This window comes from Flavobacterium sp. KKT103 (assembly GCF_055640565.1).
In genome coordinates this window covers 2450805-2474294 of record NZ_CM145766.1, presented here as the reverse complement: position 1 = coordinate 2474294, position 23490 = coordinate 2450805, and the positions used below count along the sequence as shown (strand labels likewise).

Genomic DNA, 23490 nt, shown 5'->3' with positions numbered 1-23490 from the left:
TTAAACTACTAAAATGAGTTTATCCACATTAAGCATAAAAAGACCTGTAATGACTATCGTAATGAACCTTACGATAGTTTTATTTGGAATCATAGGATATACCTATCTTGGTGTTCGTGAATTCCCTTCGATCGATCCAGCGCAGGTTTCGATAAGAACCAATTATACTGGAGCCAACGCAGATATTATTGAATCGCAAATTACAGAGCCACTCGAAAAAGCGATCAACTCCATAGATGGAATTCGGAATATCACCTCCTCAAGTGCACAAGGAAGTAGCAGCATTACAGTCGAATTTAACTTAGATAAAGATTTAGAGGAGGCAGCAAATGATGTACGTGATAAAGTATCGCAAGCAATTCGTAGTTTACCTCAAGATATTGATGCACCTCCAGTTGTTTCAAAAGCCGATGCCAATAGTGATGCGATAATTTCCATGACGGTTCAAAGTGATACAAGAAGCCAATTGGAGCTAAGTGATTATGCCGAAAATGTAATCTCTCAGCGACTAGAAACTATTCCGGGTGTCAGCGGAGTACAAATATGGGGACAAAAAAGGTATGCCATGCGTTTATGGATTGACCCTGTAAAACTAGCTTCCTACGGATGCACAGTTGCAGAAGTTCGAGCAGCTTTAAACCAGCAAAATGTGGAACTACCTTCGGGTAAACTTACTGGAAACAATACGGAGCTTACCGTAAAAACAGTTGGTAATTTAGCAACAGCTGAAGAATTTAGTAACATCATTATCAGAACTGATGGAGCGAAAACCGTTCGTTTAAGCGACATTGGAAGAGCCGAACTAGGTCCTGAAAATATTGAAACCAAATTAAGCCAGTCTGGACTTCCTTTGATAGGTCTTGCCATTGTTCCTCGTCCGGGCGCCAATTATCTTGATATTTCAAAATCATTCTACGAGCAATACGAAGCGTTGAAAAAAGATTTACCTAAGGATATCAAACTAAATATCGCACTAGACAATACCATTTTTGTAAAAAAATCAGTTTTAGAAGTTGCTGAAACCCTAGGTATCTCGATCTTATTGGTAATTTTAATTATCTACCTATTCTTTAGAGACTGGGCTATCGCTTTTAGACCCTTAATCGATATACCGGTATCCCTAATTGCCACCTTCTTTATCATGTGGCTTTTTGGATTCTCCATAAATGTATTAACATTATTAGCCATCGTACTTGCAACAGGACTTGTCGTAGATGACGGTATTGTGGTTACCGAAAATATATTCAAAAAAGTAGAAGAAGGTATGACACCTATCGAAGCGGCAATAAAAGGATCCAACGAAATATTCTTTGCTGTCATATCGATATCGGTGACACTTGCAGCGGTATTTTTGCCCGTTATTTTCTTGGAAGGTTTCGTAGGAAGGCTATTTCGAGAATTTGGAGTCGTCATAGGTGCTGCTGTATTAATCTCTGCTTTTGTATCCTTAACCCTTACACCGATGCTTAATGCGTATTTAATGAAAGGTGGAGAACAAAAAAAATCAAAATTCTATATTGCTACAGAGCCCTATTTCCAAAAGTTAAATGCCAATTACGCCAGTTCTTTGGCTAATTTCATGAAACGAAAATGGTTAAGTTTCCCTATTCTGATTGCTTGTTTTGGCTTAATTTATGTGTTTTATAATCTAATTCAAAAAGAAACAGCTCCTTATGATGACCGTAGTTCATTGGTATTAAGAATGACAGCTCCTGAGGGCGCAAGTTATGAATACATGGATCGCTTCATGCAAGAAGTATCACAACTTGTTGATGATTCTATATCCGAAAAGAAGGTTGCTTTAACGATTACTTCTCCAGGATTTGGTTCGTCATCAGTAAATAGTGGGTTCATGAGACTTTCTTTAAAAGAGCCCGGTGAACGCAAATTATCACAACATGATATCGCTGATAAATTAACCAAATGGACAAAAGGCTATGTCGATGCTAAGACTTCGGTTACGGAGCAGCCAACCATTGCTGTTAACCGCCGTGGAGGATTACCAATACAGTACATTATTCAAACACAGAATTTCGCAAAGTTAGAGCAAAAGATTCCCGAGTTTATGGAGGAAGCTGCTAACAATCCTACTTTTGCTATGACTGATGTAAATCTAAAGTTCAATAAACCCGAAATAAACGTTTCAATTGACCGCGAAAAAGCAGAGAGTCTTGGCGTATCCGTGATAGATATTGCTCAAACATTACAACTTTCGTTAAGTGGACAGCGCTTTGGTTATTTCATGAAAAAAGGAAAACAGTACCAAGTCATTGGTCAATTTGATCAAAAAGACCGTTCGAAACCATTGGATTTAACCTCGATGTATGTTAAAAATAATAAAGGCGAATTGATTCAGATGGACAATATAGTGAGTACAGAAGAGCAAAGTAAACCACCTCAGTTATACCATAACAATAGATTCATGTCGGCAACCGTTTCTGCTGCTTTAGCTCCAGGCAAAAGTATTAGCGATGGAATTGAAGCCATGGAAGAAATTCGTGCTAAAGTTTTAGATGACACCTTCACAACAGATTTAGGAGGAGAATCAAGAGACTTTGTTGAAAGTAGTTCAAATACTTCTTTTGCATTTGGCTTAGCGTTGTTACTTATCTTTTTAATTTTAGCTGCTCAGTTTGAAAGCTTCATCGATCCTTTCATCATAATCTTAACGGTGCCAATGGCGGTAGCTGGAGCTCTATTCTCACTATGGTTATTCAATCAAACTTGGAATATTTTCAGCCAAATCGGAACCGTAATGCTAATTGGTTTGGTGACGAAGAACGGTATTTTAATCGTTGAATTTGCTAATCAATTACGAGAACAAGGAAAACCAAAACTAGAAGCTATTTTAGAAGCTTCAGAAGCGCGATTAAGACCCATTTTAATGACGAGTTTGGCTATTTCATTGGGCGCTTTGCCAATTGCAATGTCACTTGGCGCTGCCTCGACTAGTAGAATTGGAATGGGAGTTGTTATCGTTGGAGGTACAATATTTTCGTTGGTACTTACACTTTTTGTAATTCCAGCACTTTATTTCATGTGGTCACGAGCTAAAAAGCATTACCCTGAATTTGAACACATTGAAGAATATGAAAAAGAAGTAAAATAGGATGAAAATAGTAAATCATAAAATAAAATTTTTGTTAATGGGTCTGTTTCTTTGCCTGCAAGCTCAGGCACAAGAAATTTTAACAATTGAAGATGCTGTAAAAATAGCATTAGAAAATAATTACGATATCAAAATTGCCAAGAATGATCTTAAAATTGATGAAACAAATGTTTCGTCAGGTAATGCAGGAATGTTGCCTCGAGCGACAGCATCTATTACAGATAACAACAATGTTCAAAATTTGAATCAAACCCGTATCGATGGAACTGAAAACAGTTTAAATAACGCCAAAAACAATAGTTTAAGTTATGGTGTATTATTAGACTGGACCATTTTTGACGGTTTGAGAATGTTTGCTCGAAAAGAACAGTTGAAGGAATTACAGAAATTAGGGACTGCAGAATTACAATTTGCAATTCTTACTAAAATCAGTGATGTAAATGCCACTTATTTTAACTTGGTGCAACAACAGCAACAGCTAAAGGCATTAGACTCCACTCTGGTGATATCGAATCAAAGACTTGATTTAGCTAAAAATCGCTTTTCGATTGGTAAGGCGTCGAAACTAGAAGTATTAAACGCCCAAGTTGATTTGAATACAGACAAAGTAAATTTATTGCGTCAACAGGAGTTGTATACCAATACTAAAACGGCTTTAAATGAAATTTTGGCAAGAGATGCAACAACGCCTTTTACGGTTGCAAACGACCTTATTATTGATAATCAACTGAATTTATCGGACTTAATGAATTTAGCCGAGCAGCAAAATCCGTTGCTGCAAGCACAAATAATCAATAAGCGCGTAGCTGAATTACAACTAAAGCAAGTAAAAGCAGGTCGGTATCCAACAATTAGAGTAAGTACAGGGTACAACTTTGGCCAAAGCCAATCCAGCCTAGGCTTTATAACACAGTCGACTTCGAGGGGTTTGAACTACGGATTTAATGCTTCCTTAAACTTATTTGACGGTTTAGCACAAAATAGAAACGAAAAAATTGCTGCCATTCAAATTGAAACAGCAACAGCCCAAATTGAGCAGCAAAGCATGCAACTGAAAACGCAATTAACAACGGCATACCAAACCTATTTAACCAATTTGCAATTAATTGAATTAGAAGAGAAGAATGAGGCCATTGCGAAGCAAAATTTAGACATTACTTTGGATAAATTACGAATTGGAACCATCACTACTTTAGAATTTAGAACGGCTCAACTGAACTATGTAACTGCTACCGTAAGATTTACCAATGCGCAGTATCAAGCTAAACTATCAGAGATTGCACTAAGAGAAATTGCTGGTAACTTGACTTTCTAGGACTATTGTAGATTGTAACAATTAGTATAAACTCTCGTTTTAAATTACTGTATTTAATTTAAAACGAGAGTTTTTTTTATCAATACTGGCATAATAAATATAAATTTGCAGAAACCATCGTTACTATGATTTCATACAACCCTAAAGACTGGATTACTTTTATATTTAGGTTCCATAAAGCGGATACTTTACGTAAGTTACTACCATTAATGGTACTTATTGCAACCTATGCTGGTGTAGTGGCCTATCTCGAAATCGAATATTGGCACTTACCTGATACTAGTCATGTCAAAAACATTTCAATGATGCACGGTATGCTTGGCTTTGTAATATCCCTTTTATTAGTTTTCAGGACCAACACCGCCTATGACCGTTGGTGGGAAGGACGAAAATCATGGGGCGCTTTAGTCAATAATAGCCGAAATCTAGCTATTAAATTGCATGCCATTTTAAAAGATGAAAAAGATATAACTTATTTCAAAAAAATGATTCCTAGTTATGCGTCGATTTTAAACAAGCATTTGAAGGATGAAGAAACAGGCAAGCAGCTATCTGAAGAAATTGCTATTAATGAGGATCATCACACCCATCGTCCCAATCAAGTTGCAAAAATGATGTTCCTGAAAATAAATGATTTGTATGAAAATAAAAAAATCACAGGTGATCAATTAATCATTATCAACAGCGAACTACAGTCCTTTACGGATATTTGCGGAGCATGTGAACGTATTAAAAACACTCCTATACCCTACTCCTATAGCGTATTTTTGAAAAAATTTATCTTTTTTTATGTGATGACCTTACCCTTTGGTTATGTTTTTAATCTAGGATATTATGTAATTCCGGTTGTTGTTTTTATATTTTATGTCTTAGCTAGTTTGGAGTTAATCGCTGAAGAGATTGAAGAGCCTTTTGGTAATGACGATAACGATCTTCCAACAAGAAAAATAGCTGAAAATATTAAAAAACATGTCGAAGAAATACTTTAGAATTATAACAGTTTTTTAATACGTAACAACATTAAATTTCATTAAATTTAATCTTTACCAAAAAAGACTTAATTTATGAATACGAATCGTGCTTTAATAAAACCACCTAACTTATCTAACGAACGATCTTTAAAAACATTGGTAGAAAACAGGACCGTTTATAATTTAAATCATTGTGAATTAAATTTATTCGAAACGTACGAGGCTTCAGCTTTAGTTCCTCTAAAATTTAACGATTTAGTTGTTACCAGTATGTTACGTGGCAAAAAGATAATGCACCTTTTTGATGATCCTAGTTTTGAATACCTGCCTGGTGAAACAGTGATGATTCCCTCGAATGTTGAAATGAAAATTGATTTTCCTGAAGCTTCAAAAAAAAATCCAACACAATGCTTGGCTTTGGCTATTGATCAGCATAAGATCAATGCCACTTTGGATTTTTTAAATGAACGCTACCCCAAAGAAGGCAAAAAACAATTTTGGCATTTAAATTTTCAGAACTACTATTTTTATAATAATGTTGAATTAGCCACTACAATCAATAAACTAATCAAAGAATGCATGAGTACATCTATTACTAAAGATGTCTTGGCAGATCTCACTTTGCAAGAGTTACTAATTCGAATTATTCAAACACAAACCGCAAAATCTATCGAAGATGGTTTACATACTGATCCGCACTCTCCAATAACACAAGTATTGGATTACATTCGATTAAATATCAGAGAAAATATTAGTCTTAAAAACCTTAGTGATAAAGCATGTATGAGTACAACATCATTTTACCGCTATTTCAAAAAAGAATTAGGGATGAGTCCCATAGAATTTGTAATTCAAGAAAAAATAAGACATGCTAAGCAATTACTAAAAAACCCGACGATCCAAATTAACGAAGTGTGTTATATGGCCGGATTTGATAACAGTAATTACTTTATTCGATTGTTTAAAAAACATGAAGGCATAACGCCTAAACAATACCAGCTGCTTTACATTAATTAAAATTATTCGATAATTGTTACGGGATCTAGTTCCAATTCTTCTGCAGCTGTAAAAATCCGATATTCAATTTGAAACGTTTTTTTGAAAGGCGTTTCTAAGGAAAATCCACCAGCTCCAAAAGCATCAATTACTTTTAACGTAAAATGTGCGTGTTTCCAATATTCAAACAAATCTTTATCAACCCAAAACTCGACTTCTTCGATTGTGCCTATACAAACGTCTCCCATTCGCTGGTAAAAACCTCCTTTTTCAAAACATTGAGGCTGCGTGCCCTCGCAACAGCCACCTGCTTGATAAAACATTAATTCACCGTGCTTTTCTTTTAAAATCGCTATTAATTCTATTGCCTCCTTTGTAGCATCGATCCTTTTCATTTTATATTATTTAGTAATTACTTTTTTCCTTTTAATAAAAAAGGTAAGTTAAAAACTTACCTTTTTAGATTAACAACTATATATTAAAAGAAACCTAATTTATTTTTGTCGTACGAAATAAGCATGTTCTTTGTTTGACGATAATGTCCTAACATCATTTTGTGATTTTCACGTCCAATACCTGATTGCTTATAGCCTCCAAATGGAGCTCCTGCAGGATAGGAATGATACTGATTGACCCATACCCTTCCTGCTTGAACGGCTCTTGGTACTTGATAAATTTCATGAGCATCACGCGTCCAAACACCCGCGCCTAAACCATAGATCGTATCATTTGCAATAGCAATTGCTTCTTCAGTCGTTTTAAAAGTAGTTACCGCCAAAACCGGTCCGAATATTTCCTCTTGAAAAATTCGCATCTTGTTGTGTCCCTTAAAAATCGTTGGTTTGATGTAATATCCTCCAGCGTGATCTCCTTCAAAAACATTTTCGTCACCACCAGTTAATACTTCTGCGCCTTCTTCTTTCCCTAGTTTTATATAGGACATAATTTTTTCTTTTTGAACTAAAGAGGCTTGAGCTCCAATCATCGTTGCCATGTCCAATGGATTTCCAGCAACAATAGCCTCCGTTCTCTCGATAACTTTAGACATGAATTTATCGTAAATATCTTCATGAACTAATAATCTGGATGGACAAGTACAAATTTCACCTTGGTTCAAAGCAAACATAACAGCACCTTCGATTGCTTTGTCAAAAAAATCATCATCATGATCAGCAACTGATTTCATGAAAATATTTGGAGATTTCCCGCCCAATTCTAAGGTAACGGGGATAATATTTTCGGTAGCATATTGCATTACTAATCGACCAGTTGTAGTCGAACCTGTAAACGCAGCTTTGGCTACTTTTTTATTAGTCACCAAGGAGCGACCCAGCTCTGCACCAAAACCGTTAACAATATTTACTACTCCTGGAGGCAAAATATTACCAATCAGTTCCATCATAACCATAATAGAAATTGGAGTGCTTTCGGCTGGTTTTAAAACTACAGTATTTCCTGCTGCTAATGCTGGAGCTAATTTCCAAACAGCCATTAGTATTGGGAAATTCCATGGAATAATTTGAGCAATAACTCCTAATGGTTCACTTAAAGCAATAGAAACTGTATTGGAATCAAGTTCAGCGATAGAACTCTCTTCAGCACGAATAACACCAGCAAAATATCTGAAATGGTCTATTGCCAATGGCATATCTGCATAAGTTGTTTCGCGTATCGGTTTTCCGTTATCAATTGCCTCAACAGCCGCTAAATAACTCAAATTATCTTCTAAAACTTGCGCTATTTTATTCAATAAGATACTTCGTTCTGTTGGCGATGTTTTTCCCCATGTTTGAAAAGCTTCGTGTGCATGATCTACAGCTAATTCTAAATCTTCTTTTGTAGAATGTGCGGCTTGTGTAAAAACCTTTCCATCGATAGGTGAAAACACATCAAAATAAGCCCCTTTTACAGGAGCTACAAATTTTCCACCAATATAATTATCATATTTTGCCTTAAATTCAGGTCTTTCTGCTAGGTTGCTCATACTGTTTTGATTTTAATTTATTCAAACTTACTTTTAAATTCTCACTATAAACAGCACAATGTGTTCAAATTGTAGCACAAAATTTCCATATGTGTTTTTTTAACACAAAAAAATTAAGCTATTAACAATATTTTAGCAAATAATTAGTGAATTCAAAAAATCAAGCAACAAACAACAGCACAATTACCACGCTAAAAAACAAAAAAAATAGTTTCTTACTACAATCTGCAATCCTTATATTTGCAACCTTATAAAATTGACAAATGAAAATATCATATAACTGGTTAAAACAGTTCATCAAAATCGATTGGAATTCCGAAGAAACGTCGGCATTATTAACAGATCTAGGTCTTGAAGTTGAAATGGTTGAAAAATACCAATCGGTAAAAGGTGGGCTTGAAGGAATAGTTGTTGGTCACGTTCTTACTTGTGAACAACACCCCGATGCAGATCGATTAAAAGTGACTACAGTTGATTTAGGGACGGGTACTCCGGTACAAATTGTTTGTGGTGCTGCAAATGTGGCAGCAGGTCAAAAAGTACCTGTTGCAACCATAGGAACTGTATTATATGATAAAGAAGGTGTTGCTTTTACCATTAAAAAAGGAAAAATACGAGGTCAAGAAAGCCACGGAATGATTTGCGCTGAAGATGAATTAGGTCTAGGAGAAAGTCATGATGGGATCATGGTTTTAGACGAGGCTCTTGTTCCTGGAACTTCAGCAGCACAAGTGTTTAAAATCGAAAATGATGAGGTATTCGAAATTGGTTTAACTCCCAATCGTGCCGATGCTATGAGTCACCTAGGCACTGCACGTGACCTACGTGCTGGAATGATACAAAGTGGTGTTAATGTAGAACTAATAACGCCCTCCGTTAGTAATTTTAGAGTAGACATGCGTACTTTAAAAATTGATGTTGCTGTAGAGGATACTACTCTTGCGCCACGATATTGTGGCGTAACCATATCGGGAATTACTGTAAAACCTTCTCCTAATTGGCTACAAAATAGATTAAAAGCTATTGGATTAAATCCAAAAAACAATATCGTTGATGTCACTAATTATGTTTTACATGAACTAGGACAACCATTACATGCTTTTGACACTGCTAAAATTAATGGTAAAATAATCGTTAAAACGGCTGCAGCCGGAACTAAATTCACTACGCTTGACGATGTAGAACGTACTTTACACGAAGAAGATTTGATGATTTGTGATGAAAAAGGTCCGTTGTGTATCGCAGGAGTTTTTGGAGGTAAAAACTCAGGTGTTAGTGAAAACACGAATTCTATTTTCTTAGAAAGTGCTTATTTCAATCCAGTTAGTGTTCGTAAAACTGCGAAAAGACACCAACTAAATACCGACGCCTCTTTCCGATTTGAAAGAGGAATAGATCCAAGTATTACTGCTTACGCCTTAAAACGCGCAGCTTTGTTAATCCAAGAGGTAGCAGGTGGAGAAATCACTTCTGAAATCGTTGATATTTACAACAAGAAGATCGAAGACTTCTCAGTATTTTTAAACTTTGCTAATGTGGCAAAAATAATAGGACAAGAAATACCAAAAGATACAATCAAGCAAATATTGGTTTCACTAGATATTAAAGTAAATAGTGTATCTGAGGCTGGTCTTGGATTAACGATACCATCTTATCGTGTAGATGTACAACGAGAAATTGATGTAATTGAAGAAATCCTTAGAGTATATGGATATAACAATATTAGTTTTTCTAAAAAATTAAATGCTACCGTAACGAACTCACCACGAAATGAAGATTATAAACTTCAAAACATCATAGCTACACAATTAAACTCACAAGGTTTTAATGAAATGATGGCTAACTCGCTAACAACTGCTTCTTATGTTCAGCTTTCATCTACTTTAAAAGAAGAGCATAATGTGACAATGTTAAATCCTTTAAGTAATGATTTAGCAACTTTACGCCAGTCGTTATTGTTTTCAGGTTTAGAAGCACTATCCTATAATATAAATCGTAAGAATGCTGATTTAAAGTTTTTCGAATTCGGTAAATCATACCATAAATTACTTTCTGGTTTTGAAGAACGAAAACATCTAACACTTTTTTTAACTGGAAACAGAAATAGTGAAACTTGGACTACCACTCAAAGGCCATCTGATTTTTTCTTATTTAAAGGTTATGTAGATGCCGTTTTAGCACGATTTGGAATCCAAAAAACACAAAATAGCCCAGCAACATCGGATGTGTTCTCAGAAGGAGTAGCTATCGGAATGGGACATAATGCACTGGTGGAATTTGGAGTTGTAAAAAAATCAATCCTTAAACATTTTGGAATCAAGCAAGAAGTATTTTATGCTGATTTTAATTGGGATGCTATTATCAAGTCTATTTCATTAAAAATTAAATTTACTGACATACCCAAATATCCGGAAGTACGACGCGATTTAGCTTTACTAGTTGATCAAAGTGTAAGCTACGATGCAATTTACGCAGTAGCAAGACAAACAGAAAAGTCATTACTAAAAGAAATTAATTTGTTTGATGTTTACGAAGGTAGCAACTTAGGCGAAGGAAAAAAATCCTATGCTATTAGCTTTATAATTCAAGACATTACAAAAACCTTGACTGATGCGCAAATTGATAAATTAATGGGGAAACTGCAAAAGAATTTTGAAACTGAGCTAGGAGCGAGTTTACGCTAAGTTTAAAAATCGAATAAGTAATGCCAATTCATCTTTTGAATTGGCATTTTTTTAATAAAAAAAATCCCGTCTAGTAAATAGACGGGACTTTCAAACAAAACCAATTGTAAAAAAAACCTAACTTTTTGGTAACAATACAGCGTCAACTACATGGATTACACCATTTGATTGATTAACATCTGCGATTGTAACCTGCGACATACCACCTTTTTCATCAGTAATATATAATTTTTTTCCTTTCATCCAAGCTGTCAATGTTCCACCGCTAACAGTTTTCATCGTTGCTTTTCCTTTTCCTTTTTTAATTGCCATAGCAATATCTGAAGCATTCATTTTTCCAGCTACTACATGGTAAGTTAAAATAGTTTGTAACATTTTTTTATTCTCTGGTTTCAATAAAGTGGCAACAGTACCTGCTGGTAATTTATCAAAAGCCGCATTTGTTGGGGCAAAAACGGTGAATGGTCCTTTACTTTGTAAAGTAGCTACCAAGTCAGCAGCAGTTACAGCAGCAACTAATGTTGTGTGGTCTTTAGAATTTACCGCATTTTCAACAATGTTTTTAGTAGGATACATTGCTGCTCCACCAACCATAACTGTTTTTTGTGCAAATGAAGTGGCTCCAAATACTAAAGCGAAAAACGCTACTGATAAAAATTTTCTAGTTTTCATAATTTATTTTTTGTTGTTATACATAGTCATTTACGCAGCAACTATGGATATGGATTTAAAAAATAGAATTTAATTTTAAATAAATCATAAAGCACTATATATCAGACACTTTTACAACTTATTATACTCTATCATTTGTTTTAAAATATCAAAACTAATCTCGAAAACAGCAAAAAAAGCGTAAAGAAAATATAACTAAGGCAGAAAAATGGTTAAGTCACAGCCTACTGTATCATTTTTTTAGCTACTTTTAAGATTGAAGCTACAAATAAATTAAGATAGATGATAAATACAACCTCCAAAATTCGATCTAAAAAATTAAATAATAGAGTTGATTTAACCGCTATGGTTAGCGTCTCTTTTTTGTTGATGATCTTTTTTATGGTAGCAGCTGAAATGCGAAAGGCAAATAGTATGCACCTATCATTACCCTACTATGATGAATCTGTTGAAGGATGGGTTTGTAACATGCCTGATGAGAATCGTTCCTACACCATATTAATTGGAGAAAATGATAACGTAGTTTGTTATCAAGGATTAATATACTTTCCAATAGATATTCCAAAGGCATTTAATTTAAAAGAAAATAAACTAACAACAGAAATAGGAATTAAAAATAAAGAAGTACTTACATATTCAGCTAGTAAAGGTAGGCCAGATCGAGGAATGAATATAATCATTAAACCAAGTGAAAAATCAAATTACGGCAATCTCGTGGCTGTTTTAGATCAAATGCAAATTAATAACATCCAGTCTTACGCTGTAATCAATACTTTTACTCATGAGGAGCAGTTGCTTTTGAAAAAAAGTAAAAGCTAGAAGTTATCATAAAATATAAAAGTGCTTTTATACTGCCTTAATTAAAGCAGTATATAAAGCACTTTTTAAATTATTTTTAATTAAATAAAGCTATTGCACCTGCTAGTATAGAAAATAAAATTATCAGTACATATAGCACAACAAACACAAGTGATACAATACCTATAAATTTGTAATGTGATTTTAAGTGTTCAAAAGATGAATTGATTAAATCATTATCATTTACTTTGAAAGCCTTTTTCATTTTAGAAGAAAACTGGAATAAATAATAAATTGGAAAAAAATAAACCAAAGCAATTACTAAGTACATTCCTGAAATAATACCGGTTTCAAGAATCCCCATAGAATTTACATTTCGACTCATACTACCAATCGCTGAAAAAATCGTACCAATAAACAAAGCAAGTACAACCATAAATCCAATTCCAATAAATCCTAAGATAGACATGAAGTATGCCCATTTGGCTGTTTCTTTAAGAAAACCTTGTGCCTCTTGGCTTAAATACATTTTTTCATTCTCCTGAAAAGTAGTTTCTTCCATTTTAATTATTTTTAAATATTAGTTCCAAATATATAAAATTTATCAGAAATTACAACATAAAAAAAAGCCTCACATTGCTGTGAGGCTTTTGATATTTAGATTATCTGAGAATTATTTTTTCTCTGATTTTTCCATTTTAGCTTTCAATGCAGCCAATACATCGTTACTATCTCCAAGAGTAGCAGCTGGTGCATTAGTGTTTGAAGCTGAAGAAGTATTTTCAGTAGCAGCTTTCACATTTTTCTCTTCTTCTTCACGGAAGATAGCAGTGTGAGAGGCAACAACTCTTTTGAATTCTTTGTTAAATTCGATTACTTTGAAATCAGCAGAATCTCCTTTTTTCAATTTCTTACCATCTTCTTTTTCAAGGTGACGAGTAGGAATGAAAGCAACGATATCTTCTCCAAATTCTACAGTAGCTCCTTTATCAACGATTTCAGAGATTTCTCCGTTGTGGATAGTTCCAACAGCGAATGAATCTTCGTACTGATCCCATGGATTAGCAGTAGTTTGTTTGTGACCTAAAGATAATTTACGTCCATCAACATCTAATTCTAATACAACAACGTCAAGTTTTTCACCAACGTTTACGAATTCAGATGGGTGTTTGATTTTCTTAGTCCAAGATAAGTCAGAGATGTAAATTAATCCATCAATTCCTTCTTCAAGTTCTACGAAGATACCAAAGTTTGTAAAGTTTCTAACGATACCTGAATGCTTAGAACCTACAGGGTATTTAGAAGTAATATCAGTCCAAGGGTCTTGAGACAATTGTTTGATACCTAATGACATTTTACGATCGTCTCTATCTAATGTTAAGATTTGAGCTTCAACAATATCACCAACTTTTACGAAATCTTGAGCTGAACGCAAGTGCGTAGACCAAGACATTTCAGAAACGTGGATTAAACCTTCAACACCTTCAGCAACTTCGATGAAAGCTCCGTAATCAGCAATAACAACTACTTTTCCTTTAACTTTATCTCCAATAGCCAAGTTAGCATCTAATGCATCCCATGGGTGAGCGTTTAATTGTTTCAATCCTAATTGAATTCTTGTTTTCTCATCATCGAAATCAAGGATTACAACATTTAATTTTTGATCTAATTCAAGAACTTCAGATGGGTGGTTGATTCTTGACCAAGAAAGGTCAGTAATGTGGATTAATCCGTCAACTCCACCTAAGTCAATAAACACACCATAAGAAGTAATGTTTTTAACAACACCTTCTAATACTTGTCCTTTTTGTAATTGACCAATGATTTCTTTTTTCTGTACTTCAATATCCGCTTCAATAAGCGCTTTATGAGATACAACAACGTTTTTAAATTCGTGGTTGATTTTCACAACTTTGAATTCCATTGTTTTGTTTACGTAAACATCGTAATCTCTAATTGGCTTAACATCAATTTGAGATCCTGGTAAGAACGCTTCGATTCCGAAAACATCAACGATCATACCACCTTTAGTTCTGCATTTTACAAAACCATTAACGATTTCACCTGTTTCGTTTGCAGCAATAACTCTATCCCATGATTTGATAGTACGTGCTTTTCTGTGAGATAAAACTAGTTGTCCAGTTTTGTCTTCACGAATATCGATTAATACTTCAACAGTATCACCTACTTTTAATGCTGGGTTGTAACGGAATTCGTTTAATGAAATAACACCTTCCGATTTTGCGTTGATATCAACGATAACGTCTCTATCTGTAATTCTAACAACAGTACCATCTACTACTTCTTCTTGGTCAGTAGCGATAAAAGTTTTTGATACTAATTCTTCGAATTCTAATAAGTTTTTTTCATCAACTACATCAATTCCTTCTTCGAAATTGTGCCAGTTAAAATTTGCTAAAAACTCTTCTTGTGATTGGATTTGTTCAGACATGCTGATTAAAAATTTGTATTCTGCATTTCCTCGAGTTTCTTAAAGTAGTAGAAAACAACAGAAGTTGTTTATGTAATTTGTTGATACCTAATGGAAACTCTTATCCACCAAAAGGTGCGCAAAATTAATACTTTTTTATGTAACTGCAAAATAATTACCTCATAGATACTAAATTAGATAGAAAAACCATGCCTTATGTATCTAATACCATACTAATCAGTCTTTTTTCGGGAGCAGGCACATTGTACATCTCAACAACATCCCTCCTGCTATCGCCTTTATCTCTCCATTTCATTACGAGGATATCGGCTCTATCAGGGCTATACTTGACGATTCAATTTCATAACAATAAAAAACCCGATGCTATTAACATCGGGCTAGTATAAAAAATATCTAAAGTACTTAGTGATTCAAACTATCAGCAATCTTTGGATCGTGCTTGTATTTGAATAAAAAAGCAAAGGCAATCATAATAACAAAGGCATACCCTGCAAACGAAAACCAAACACTTGGCCATTCGACCTTGCTCTCTACCGTAAAGTAACTAACCGTTCTTCCCGCTAGTTCTCCTCCTACAATTGCTCCAATACCATTGGTCATCAACATAAATAAACCTTGAGCACTAGATCTAATTTTACTATCTGTCTCTTTTTCTACAAACAGAGATCCTGAAATATTAAAGAAATCAAACGCCATACCGTAAACAATCATCGATAAGATCAAGAATATCACACCCGAACCTGGATTCCCTATGCCGAATAATGCAAATCGCAATACCCAAGCAATCATACTAAATATCATCACCTGTTTGATACCAAATTTCCTTAAAAAAAACGGAATGGTTAAGATAAACAACGTTTCTGAAATTTGCGAAAGCGAAATAATTAATACCGAATGCTCTACTCCAAAAGTCCCTTGGTACTCTGGATTGGATCCAAAATCTCTTATAAAAGTATCTCCAAACATGTTTGTTATTTGCAAAGCAGCACCAAGTAGCATTGCAAATACAAAAAAGATAGCCATTTTTTTCTGCTTGAAAAGCACGAAACTATCTAAACCAAACTTACTTGTTAATGTTTGATTACTATTCTTGTTCTCCGCTGGAACATTAGGCAACGTAAAGCAAAACAATCCCGTAATGATCATTGCGATAGATGCAAATACAAACTGATTGGTATTCGATTTCCAATCAGTTAAATCCGTTGTCCACATAGCGAATATAAATCCTACCGTTCCCCACACACGAATAGGTGTAAATGTTTTTTGAACATCAAAATCATATTTATTCAATACCGCGTAACTTACTGAATTGTTCAATGCAATAGTTGGCATATAGAAACAACTAGTTGCGAATATTACCCAATACATCTCAGTAGAATTAGTGGCTTGAGTTGCAAAAAAAATAGCAATACCAGCTACAATATGAGCAAATCCCAAAACTTTTTGAGCACTAAAATATTTATCGGCTATAATACCCAATAAAGCAGGCATGAATAAACTCGCCCAACCCATAGATCCATACGTTCTACCAATCGACAAACCAATGCTTCCTCCTTCGATAGGACCAAAAGTTTGTCCCATATAACCTCCCAATGAAATTAACCAAATCCCCCAAACAAAAAATTGGAAGAAATTCATAATCGTAAGTCTTAATTTTATATTCATATCGCTGCTGCTGTGGTTAAATTTATTCAGGCCGTAAATCTAATATTAAAAATGAGATCTACAAAAAATTATACTTTTTTTACTACTTCATTTACCAATGCGACCACCATGTCAAATTGTTCCGCTCTGTTTAAATTAGAATTATCAATCTCTACAGCACCTTCAGCTTGAACTAATGGAGAGTTAGCACGATGACTATCAATATAATCCCGTTCTACTACATTTTTTAAAACGTCATCGTAAGTTACCTGATCGCCTTTGGCAATTAATTCATCAAAACGTCTTTGTGCTCTCGTAGCAGCACTAGCTGACATGAATATTTTTAGCTCAGCATCCGGAAAAACCACGGTTCCAATATCGCGTCCATCCATTACGATGCCTTTGTTTTTTCCCATTTCCTGCTGTTGCTCAACAAGTTTAGTGCGTACTTGATCAATCTCGGCTACTTTACTAACAAATCCCGAAACTTCGATTGTTCGAATCTCCTTTTCGACATTGGTATCATTTAAATACATTTCGGCAAAACCAGCTGCTGCATTAAATTTAAATTCTAGCGTAATAAAAGGTAGGCATTGAATTAGTGTTTCCTTATCAAAATAATCAGCAGTAATGTAGCCATTTTGCATAGCAAAAAAAGTAATTGCTCGGTACATCGCCCCAGTATCTACATAAACATAGGATAAATGGTTCGCTAGTTGTTTAGCAAGCGTACTTTTTCCTGTTGAAGAAAAGCCATCAATGGCAATGGTAATTTTTTTATCCAAAATAATATTATTGAAAGTTAATAGTTAATCCAAACAGACTTGTATTACCCGCTAAGGTATATCTTGAGTAGGAATAATTGAATTTTAATTTGTTTAATTTGAGTCCAAAACCAGCTGAAATACCAGAAAAATTGCGTTGATCCACAATACGTAATTCTTCGGCTCTTCTAAAATTATATCCCACTCTAAAATTAATTGCTTTTTTTGGAAATAATTCTACACCCACAATTAAATGACGTAAAGCATTATTTATAGCAGATATTTTTTCTTGGTCGCTACTTCCATTTAAATTAGTTTGTGCTCTATTGGGATTAGAAAAAGCAAGATTCCACTGCTGTAAATTCTCTAAGGTCAGATGCCACCTAATGGGAACATTTTCTAATTCTTGTGAAACGCCAAACATAATTTCTAAGGGCAACTTTTCACTATTACCAGAATAAGTCGTGAATTGCGTTCCTATATTCCGAATCACTAAGGCCCAATTTACATCATTTTTTTCATCAATGTAAATTGCTCCTAAATCAATCGCACCACCAAGAGAATTATAGGTTTCTAAGCTAGAGCTAATCAGTTTTGCATTCGCACCAATATGTAAATCAGTGTACGGAATATTATAAGAGTACCCAAAGGAAAGTGCTACTTCACTTCCTGAAAAACTAGCTGTAGACTGCCCGTTTTCATCATAGCCTTCAAAGCTACCATAATTAACGTAGTTTACTCCTGCTTGAAACGTTTGCAAATGCCTATCGTAGGTATAAGCATAAGATGCTGTTCCATAAGTCACTGCACCAAAATAACTACCGTAATTCAGAGCTAAATGGTTGTCCATCTCTGCATTGATGGTTGCTGGATTAAAATTAGCTTGATTGACATCGTCATCATAAATAGTGATGGTTTTCCCGCCCAAAGCTGCCTGTCGTGGCGAAGTAACTAAATTTAAAAATTGGTATACATATTTACCTCCAATTTGACTGTAGGATACAGAACAAAATGATAGCAATAAATAATATACAACTCTTTTGAACATGTGGAAAGCTCTTTTAGGAGAATAAAACGCAAATGCGAAGATAAAATTATAAAAATAGTAATACTCCTTTTCCTGCTGCTATTTACTAACAAATAAAATTCCAAAACCAACTCTTACAAAAATAAGTTTTGGTTTTGGAATTAGTTTTTAAACGACAAATAGCGCTAGTTAAAGTGTCTTCGCGTTTTTTACATTTTGATCGGTGATAGCAATTTTAAGTACCTCACTCATTTCTTTAACATAATGAAAAGTAAGACCTTGTACATACTCGGGCTTGATTTCATCAATATCGCTTTTATTATCCTGACATAAAATAATTTCCTTAATATTAGCGCGTTTGGCTGCTAATATTTTCTCTTTTATTCCTCCTACAGGCAGTACTTTTCCTCTAAGTGTAATTTCACCCGTCATGGCTATATTTTTCTTGATTCTCTTTTGCGTAAGCAACGAAACTAGAGAAGTAAGCATGGCTATTCCTGCACTTGGACCATCTTTAGGAGTAGCTCCCTCAGGTACATGCAAGTGAATGTTGTGTTTTGTTAATGCCTCTGGATTAATACCAACAAGCTGGGCATTCGCTTTTATATATTCTAAAGCAATCGTCGCCGACTCCTTCATGACGTTTCCTAAATTACCCGTGATGGTCATTGTCCCTTTTCCAGGGGAAAGTAGCGACTCTATAAATAAAATATCACCTCCAACACTTGTCCAAGCTAAGCCTGTAACCACTCCCGCCACGTCGTTAGATTCGTATTTATCTCTTTCTAATCTTGGTACACCAAGCACTTTCAGCACATCTTCTTCGGTCACTTTCTTATTGTATTCCTCCTCCATCGCTACTGATTTTGCAGCATTACGAATGACTTGAGCAATTTTAGCTTCTAGACCACGAACACCTGATTCTCTTGTGTAGCCTTCAACAATTTTTTCCAATTGTTTTTTACCAATAGTTAGGTCTTTTGGCCCTAATCCGTGCTCTTTTAATTGTCTAGGGAATAAATGCTGCTTTGCGATTTCTACTTTCTCTTCGATTGTATAACCAGACATTTTGATAATTTCCATACGATCCCTCAAGGCAGGCTGAATCGCAGCCATATTGTTAGACGTAGCAATGAACATTACTTTAGATAAGTCATAACCCAACTCAACAAAATTATCGTAGAAAGCACTATTTTGCTCTGGATCTAATACCTCCAACAATGCTGAAGACGGATCTCCTTGATTGCTACTAGATAATTTATCAATTTCATCTAAAACAAAAACAGGATTAGAGGTCCCCGCTTTTTTCAAGCTTTGAATAATTCTACCCGGCATTGCGCCAATGTACGTTTTTCTGTGCCCACGAATCTCCGCTTCATCACGCAAACCACCCAAAGAAATACGAACATACTCACGCCCCAACGCTTCCGCTACTGAACGACCAATCGAGGTTTTCCCAACTCCTGGAGGTCCTGTCAAACAAATAATTGGAGACTTCATGTCGTTTCTTAGCTTTAATACAGCTAGGTGTTCGATCATTCTCTTTTTTACTTCTTCTAACCCAAAATGGTCACGATCTAGTATTTTTTGTGCTCTTTTTAAATCAAAATTATCTTTAGAATATTCATTCCAAGGCAATTCTAATAAAAGTTCTAGGTAGTTTCTTTGAATTCCAAAATCGGGAGCCTGCGGATTCATGCGACGCATTTTCGAAAGTTCTTTCTCGAAATTTTTCTGCGTTTTTTCATCCCACTTTTTGGTTCTTGATTTGACAAGCATTTCTTCTAACTCTTCCTCTTGTGAAACGCCACCCAATTCTTCTTGAATGGTTTTCATTTGCTGATGCAAGAAATATTCGCGTTGCTGTTGGTCTAAGTCAAAACGAACTTTAGACTGAATATCATTTTTTAATTCTAATTTTTGCAACTCAATATTCATGAAACGCAAAGTTTCTAATGCTCTATCTTTCAAATTATTAATTCGCAATAAATCTTGCTTTTCTTTAACAGAAAGGTTCATATTTGAAGTAACAAAATTGATCAAAAACGATTGGCTTTCAATGTTTTTAATTGCAAATGTAGCTTCACTAGGAATGTTTGGGCTTTCCTTGATAATTTGTATGGCTAGTTCCTTTACAGAATCTAAAATAGCAAGAAACTCCGTATCCTTACTATCAGGTCTATCTTCTACAAAATTTTTAATCGTAGCAGTGATATAAGGTTCTTCAGAAGTGACAGTGTCAATTTCAAATCGTTTCTTTCCTTGTAATATAACGGTTGTAGTTCCATCAGGCATTTTTAAAACGCGCAAAATACGAGCTACAGTTCCTACCGAGTGAATATCATCCTTGGTTGGGTCTTCATCTTCTTCGTTTATTTGTGCTACAACACCAATAATTTTTCCTGCAGCATTAGCATCATCAATTAATTTTATTGATTTATCTCTTCCTGCCGTAATTGGAATCACTACTCCAGGAAACAAAACCATGTTACGCAAGGGTAAAATAGCCAAAGATTCCGGTAATTCCTCGTTTATCATTTCCTCCTCGTCTTCGGGAGTTAATAATGGTATTAATTCAGCATCTGAATCAAATTCTTGAAGTGACAGATTGTCAATAGTGCGTATTTTATGATTTGACATAGTATATATAAGTCTTTTTGTCAGTGAAAAATTTCGTTACGTAAACAAATGAGCCTGTAAATTAAACCTTTTTTACAAGAAATATAGGAATTGACTCTTTATTTAATGAGCCTATAAAAGAGACAATCATTATGCCAAAAGAAAGGGATCAATTTAATTAGTAATGGTATTTGCCTCACATTTAAGTACTATTTTTAGTATCAACCTATTATAATGAGCTAAAAAAGGATTAAAATTCTTTATTACTGTAACATTTTAAAAGTAACGCAGTCTATAGTATAAACCAGTACTCTTACACTTGACCGGAACCAACCAAAATACTGAAGAGCTCATTTTACTTTGTAAACAGAAAAATGAAAAAGCACAGTTTGAAATTTATAATCGATACAGCAAAGCGATGTACAACGTGGCGTATCGAATCGTAAAAGACGAGCACTATGCTGAAGATGTTATGCAAGAAGGTTTTTTAAAAGCATTTACCAAAATCGATGCCTACCAAAACGAAGTCGCTTTTGGAGCTTGGCTAAAAAAAATAATTATCAATTGCAGTATTGATTTCTACAAAAAGAAAGTCAAATTCACAGTTAGTGATTTTAGCGATAATCTATATAAAATTGAGGATCTCGAAAAATCGCATATGGATGCACTAGACTTAACCACTTTAAAAGTACAGCAAGTCTTGGAAGTAATGAACACTTTAAAGGATAGCTACAGAATGATTTTGACGCTATTTTATATTGAAGGTTACGATCAAGAAGAAATCAGTGAAATATTGAAGATAAGTTATACCAACTGCCGCACCACACTAAGCAGAGCTAAAGATTGTTTGAGAATTAAATTAATGAAATTATGAAAAATGAAAATGAAGAGTTAGATCAAATGTTTATCAATTTGACTAATCAATGGGATATTCAGGAACCAAAAGAAAAACATGAACTTAGATTTTTAAAAAAACAAAAGCAAACACCTTTTAAGCTTAAACTATTTTTACCCCTTGCAATAGCAGCGTCAATAATGCTATTCTTGTTTTTAAATAGTAACGCTGATCCTATAGAAAGTCCCAAAGATTTCAAGTTTGCCTCCAAAGAAACCAAACAAACAGACTCTATTTTTACCGTACTGATCGAGAGAGAGCTAGAAAAAATAAAAGATAAAAAGTCACCTGAAAACGAAAAAATAATTTCAGATGCTTTAAAACAAATGAAGATTTTAGACAAGGATTACGCTAAAATATTAAAGGAACTAGAGTTAAATGGAGAAAGTAAGCCAATAATAAATGCTTTAATAAGTAATCTTCAAATTAGGATTTCATTCCTTCAAGAAGTATTACAGCATATTGAAAATACTGAAAAATTAAAAAATATTCCCCATGAAAATACTATATAGCACCCTCCTGCTCTTATTCTTGCTTCCGATATTGTCCTTAGCAAATGAATTTGACGCGGCCTATGTGAAAACTAAAATCATAAAAAAAGCGTATTACGTTAATCCTGATGCGGGCTTAAATATTGATAATTCATACGGTAATATAACTGTTACTACTTGGGATGAAGACAAAATTGATCTCGACATTATTATTAAAGTAAGTGGCAGCAATGAAGGTTGGGTTAATCAGCGTTTGAACGAAATCGACATTGATATTAATGCGTTAAAGCACTTAATTTCGGCCAAAACAATTTTAGGAAATACCAATTATAAAACCAAAGGGAATAACAATAGCTTTGAAATCAATTATGTAATAAAAATTCCAAAAAAAGGAAGCATTCAGTTACGCAATAAATATGGAAATATTACTGTGGCCGACCTTTGGGCACCATCTGACATAAATTGTAAATACGGCAATGTAACTACCGGCAAACTGTATAGCGGTAAAAACGCGATCCAAATAGAATATTGTCCAAATTCCTCAATAGAATATTTAAATAATGGAACCATCACCGCCCGCTATTCTGGATTAAAAATAAATTCACTATCAAAAATTGACTTATTATCTGACTATACCGAAACAACAATCCAAGAAGCAGAAGCTGTTCAATATACTAGTAAATATGGGACATTAAATGTTGAGAAAGTAAAATCAATTGCAGGAACTGCAAATTATATGGAGCTCCAATTTGGAGAAATAAACGGCGATTTTAACTTAACCGCCAAATATTGTCAAATAGCCATTGATTACCTTAGCGCTAAAGCAAAAGATTGCATCATTACTGCTGGTTATTCAAATATGAAAATTGGGTATAGCAGCAGTTATGATTTTGATTTCACAATCAATGTTCGCTATGCCAACTTAAAATCTGATACTGACTTACTATTTTCCAATAAAGAAGAAACCAATTCGAGCAAATCATATCGCGGATATTTTAGTAAAAAAGGAATAAATAATCTAAATATAAAATCAGATTACGGAAACATACTATTATCAAAAAAATAACAA

18 protein-coding genes are annotated in these 23490 nt (G+C 34.4%); 9 read left to right on the top strand and 9 right to left on the bottom strand.

Annotation, left to right across the window (positions count from 1 at the left end):
* Nucleotides 1-13: 13 nt before the first annotated feature.
* The 4 genes from ACZ2G0_RS10550 to ACZ2G0_RS10535 all read left to right on the top strand — a co-directional run bounded on the left by ACZ2G0_RS10550 (nucleotide 14) and on the right by ACZ2G0_RS10535 (nucleotide 6412).
* On the top strand, nucleotides 14-3109 hold the full coding sequence (locus ACZ2G0_RS10550; RefSeq protein WP_470307609.1) for an efflux RND transporter permease subunit: 3096 nt from the start codon (nucleotides 14-16) through the stop codon (nucleotides 3107-3109).
* Nucleotides 3110-3146: 37 nt separating this feature from the next.
* Nucleotides 3147-4424, top strand: coding sequence for a TolC family protein (locus tag ACZ2G0_RS10545; RefSeq protein WP_470307608.1), 1278 nt, complete (start codon nucleotides 3147-3149; stop codon nucleotides 4422-4424).
* A 125-nt stretch (nucleotides 4425-4549) separates the two neighbouring features.
* The gene (locus ACZ2G0_RS10540) at nucleotides 4550-5413 is read left to right on the top strand and encodes a bestrophin family protein (protein ID WP_470307607.1); all 864 of its coding nucleotides are present in this window, start codon (nucleotides 4550-4552) and stop codon (nucleotides 5411-5413) included.
* Between the two features lie 75 nt (nucleotides 5414-5488).
* Nucleotides 5489-6412: an AraC family transcriptional regulator gene (locus tag ACZ2G0_RS10535; protein ID WP_470307606.1), complete on the top strand. Its 924-nt coding sequence runs from the start codon at nucleotides 5489-5491 to the stop codon at nucleotides 6410-6412.
* A gap of 2 nt (nucleotides 6413-6414) precedes the next feature.
* Here the strand turns inward: ACZ2G0_RS10535 and ACZ2G0_RS10530 are convergent, their stop codons facing one another.
* Nucleotides 6415-6786 carry a DUF779 domain-containing protein gene (locus ACZ2G0_RS10530; RefSeq protein WP_470307605.1) on the bottom strand — a complete coding sequence of 124 codons (372 nt, stop codon included), beginning with the start codon at nucleotides 6784-6786 and terminating at the stop codon, nucleotides 6415-6417.
* Nucleotides 6787-6869: 83 nt separating this feature from the next.
* Nucleotides 6870-8375 (bottom strand): aldehyde dehydrogenase family protein, encoded by a 1506-nt coding sequence (locus ACZ2G0_RS10525; RefSeq protein WP_470307604.1) that lies wholly within the window; start codon nucleotides 8373-8375, stop codon nucleotides 6870-6872.
* A gap of 263 nt (nucleotides 8376-8638) precedes the next feature.
* Between ACZ2G0_RS10525 and pheT the strand changes: the two genes are divergently transcribed.
* Entirely contained in the window at nucleotides 8639-11059 is a 2421-nt protein-coding gene (pheT, locus tag ACZ2G0_RS10520; protein ID WP_470307603.1) for a phenylalanine--tRNA ligase subunit beta, read from the top strand.
* A gap of 117 nt (nucleotides 11060-11176) precedes the next feature.
* Here the strand turns inward: pheT and ACZ2G0_RS10515 are convergent, their stop codons facing one another.
* Nucleotides 11177-11731, bottom strand: coding sequence for a fasciclin domain-containing protein (locus tag ACZ2G0_RS10515; RefSeq protein ID WP_300288335.1), 555 nt, complete (start codon nucleotides 11729-11731; stop codon nucleotides 11177-11179).
* Nucleotides 11732-12013: 282 nt separating this feature from the next.
* Between ACZ2G0_RS10515 and ACZ2G0_RS10510 the strand changes: the two genes are divergently transcribed.
* Nucleotides 12014-12550 (top strand): ExbD/TolR family protein, encoded by a 537-nt coding sequence (locus ACZ2G0_RS10510; protein WP_470307602.1) that lies wholly within the window; start codon nucleotides 12014-12016, stop codon nucleotides 12548-12550.
* Between the two features lie 76 nt (nucleotides 12551-12626).
* Here ACZ2G0_RS10510 and ACZ2G0_RS10505 read toward each other — a convergent pair whose 3' ends face one another.
* From ACZ2G0_RS10505 to lon, 6 genes are all read right to left on the bottom strand, one after another.
* Complete coding sequence (locus ACZ2G0_RS10505) at nucleotides 12627-13091, bottom strand: hypothetical protein (RefSeq protein ID WP_470307601.1); 465 nt, start codon at nucleotides 13089-13091, stop codon at nucleotides 12627-12629.
* Nucleotides 13092-13202: 111 nt separating this feature from the next.
* Complete coding sequence (rpsA, locus tag ACZ2G0_RS10500; protein ID WP_470307600.1) at nucleotides 13203-14981, bottom strand: 30S ribosomal protein S1; 1779 nt, start codon at nucleotides 14979-14981, stop codon at nucleotides 13203-13205.
* A 402-nt stretch (nucleotides 14982-15383) separates the two neighbouring features.
* Complete coding sequence (locus ACZ2G0_RS10495; RefSeq protein WP_470307599.1) at nucleotides 15384-16646, bottom strand: nucleoside permease; 1263 nt, start codon at nucleotides 16644-16646, stop codon at nucleotides 15384-15386.
* A 68-nt stretch (nucleotides 16647-16714) separates the two neighbouring features.
* Nucleotides 16715-17410 carry a (d)CMP kinase gene (gene cmk / locus ACZ2G0_RS10490; protein WP_470307598.1) on the bottom strand — a complete coding sequence of 232 codons (696 nt, stop codon included), beginning with the start codon at nucleotides 17408-17410 and terminating at the stop codon, nucleotides 16715-16717.
* 7 nt (nucleotides 17411-17417) lie between these two features.
* On the bottom strand, nucleotides 17418-18437 hold the full coding sequence (porQ, locus tag ACZ2G0_RS10485; RefSeq protein ID WP_470307597.1) for a type IX secretion system protein PorQ: 1020 nt from the start codon (nucleotides 18435-18437) through the stop codon (nucleotides 17418-17420).
* A 168-nt stretch (nucleotides 18438-18605) separates the two neighbouring features.
* Nucleotides 18606-21056 (bottom strand): endopeptidase La, encoded by a 2451-nt coding sequence (gene lon, locus ACZ2G0_RS10480; RefSeq protein WP_470307596.1) that lies wholly within the window; start codon nucleotides 21054-21056, stop codon nucleotides 18606-18608.
* A gap of 298 nt (nucleotides 21057-21354) precedes the next feature.
* On the opposite strand from lon, the gene ACZ2G0_RS10475 reads away from it, so the two are divergent.
* Genes ACZ2G0_RS10475 through ACZ2G0_RS10465 form a run of 3 tightly spaced genes read left to right on the top strand, consistent with a single transcriptional unit; the run spans nucleotide 21355 to nucleotide 23487 of the window.
* Complete coding sequence (locus tag ACZ2G0_RS10475; RefSeq protein WP_470307595.1) at nucleotides 21355-21909, top strand: RNA polymerase sigma factor; 555 nt, start codon at nucleotides 21355-21357, stop codon at nucleotides 21907-21909.
* On the top strand, nucleotides 21906-22442 hold the full coding sequence (locus ACZ2G0_RS10470) for an anti-sigma factor (protein ID WP_470307594.1): 537 nt from the start codon (nucleotides 21906-21908) through the stop codon (nucleotides 22440-22442). The genes ACZ2G0_RS10475 and ACZ2G0_RS10470 overlap by 4 nt, the downstream gene beginning before the upstream one ends.
* Nucleotides 22426-23487 carry a hypothetical protein gene (locus ACZ2G0_RS10465; RefSeq protein WP_470307593.1) on the top strand — a complete coding sequence of 354 codons (1062 nt, stop codon included), beginning with the start codon at nucleotides 22426-22428 and terminating at the stop codon, nucleotides 23485-23487. Before ACZ2G0_RS10470 ends, ACZ2G0_RS10465 begins: the two co-directional genes overlap by 17 nt.
* Nucleotides 23488-23490 lie beyond the last annotated feature (3 nt).

Excerpts from the sequence above, each read along its gene's own strand:
- ACZ2G0_RS10535 (WP_470307606.1), top strand. The coding sequence starts at position 5,489 with ATGAATACGAATCGTGCTTTAATAAAACCACCTAACTTATCTAACGAA.
- ACZ2G0_RS10510 (WP_470307602.1), top strand. The coding sequence starts at position 12,014 with ATGATAAATACAACCTCCAAAATTCGATCTAAAAAATTAAATAATAGA.
- ACZ2G0_RS10495 (WP_470307599.1), bottom strand. The coding sequence starts at position 16,646 with ATGAATATAAAATTAAGACTTACGATTATGAATTTCTTCCAATTTTTT.
- ACZ2G0_RS10515 (WP_300288335.1), bottom strand. The coding sequence starts at position 11,731 with ATGAAAACTAGAAAATTTTTATCAGTAGCGTTTTTCGCTTTAGTATTT.
- ACZ2G0_RS10550 (WP_470307609.1), top strand. The coding sequence starts at position 14 with ATGAGTTTATCCACATTAAGCATAAAAAGACCTGTAATGACTATCGTA.
- ACZ2G0_RS10545 (WP_470307608.1), top strand. The coding sequence starts at position 3,147 with ATGGGTCTGTTTCTTTGCCTGCAAGCTCAGGCACAAGAAATTTTAACA.
- lon (WP_470307596.1), bottom strand. The coding sequence starts at position 21,056 with ATGTCAAATCATAAAATACGCACTATTGACAATCTGTCACTTCAAGAA.
- ACZ2G0_RS10465 (WP_470307593.1), top strand. The coding sequence starts at position 22,426 with ATGAAAATACTATATAGCACCCTCCTGCTCTTATTCTTGCTTCCGATA.
- ACZ2G0_RS10470 (WP_470307594.1), top strand. The coding sequence starts at position 21,906 with ATGAAAAATGAAAATGAAGAGTTAGATCAAATGTTTATCAATTTGACT.
- ACZ2G0_RS10525 (WP_470307604.1), bottom strand. The coding sequence starts at position 8,375 with ATGAGCAACCTAGCAGAAAGACCTGAATTTAAGGCAAAATATGATAAT.
- pheT (WP_470307603.1), top strand. The coding sequence starts at position 8,639 with ATGAAAATATCATATAACTGGTTAAAACAGTTCATCAAAATCGATTGG.
- ACZ2G0_RS10505 (WP_470307601.1), bottom strand. The coding sequence starts at position 13,091 with ATGGAAGAAACTACTTTTCAGGAGAATGAAAAAATGTATTTAAGCCAA.
- ACZ2G0_RS10540 (WP_470307607.1), top strand. The coding sequence starts at position 4,550 with ATGATTTCATACAACCCTAAAGACTGGATTACTTTTATATTTAGGTTC.
- porQ (WP_470307597.1), bottom strand. The coding sequence starts at position 18,437 with ATGTTCAAAAGAGTTGTATATTATTTATTGCTATCATTTTGTTCTGTA.
- rpsA (WP_470307600.1), bottom strand. The coding sequence starts at position 14,981 with ATGTCTGAACAAATCCAATCACAAGAAGAGTTTTTAGCAAATTTTAAC.
- ACZ2G0_RS10530 (WP_470307605.1), bottom strand. The coding sequence starts at position 6,786 with ATGAAAAGGATCGATGCTACAAAGGAGGCAATAGAATTAATAGCGATT.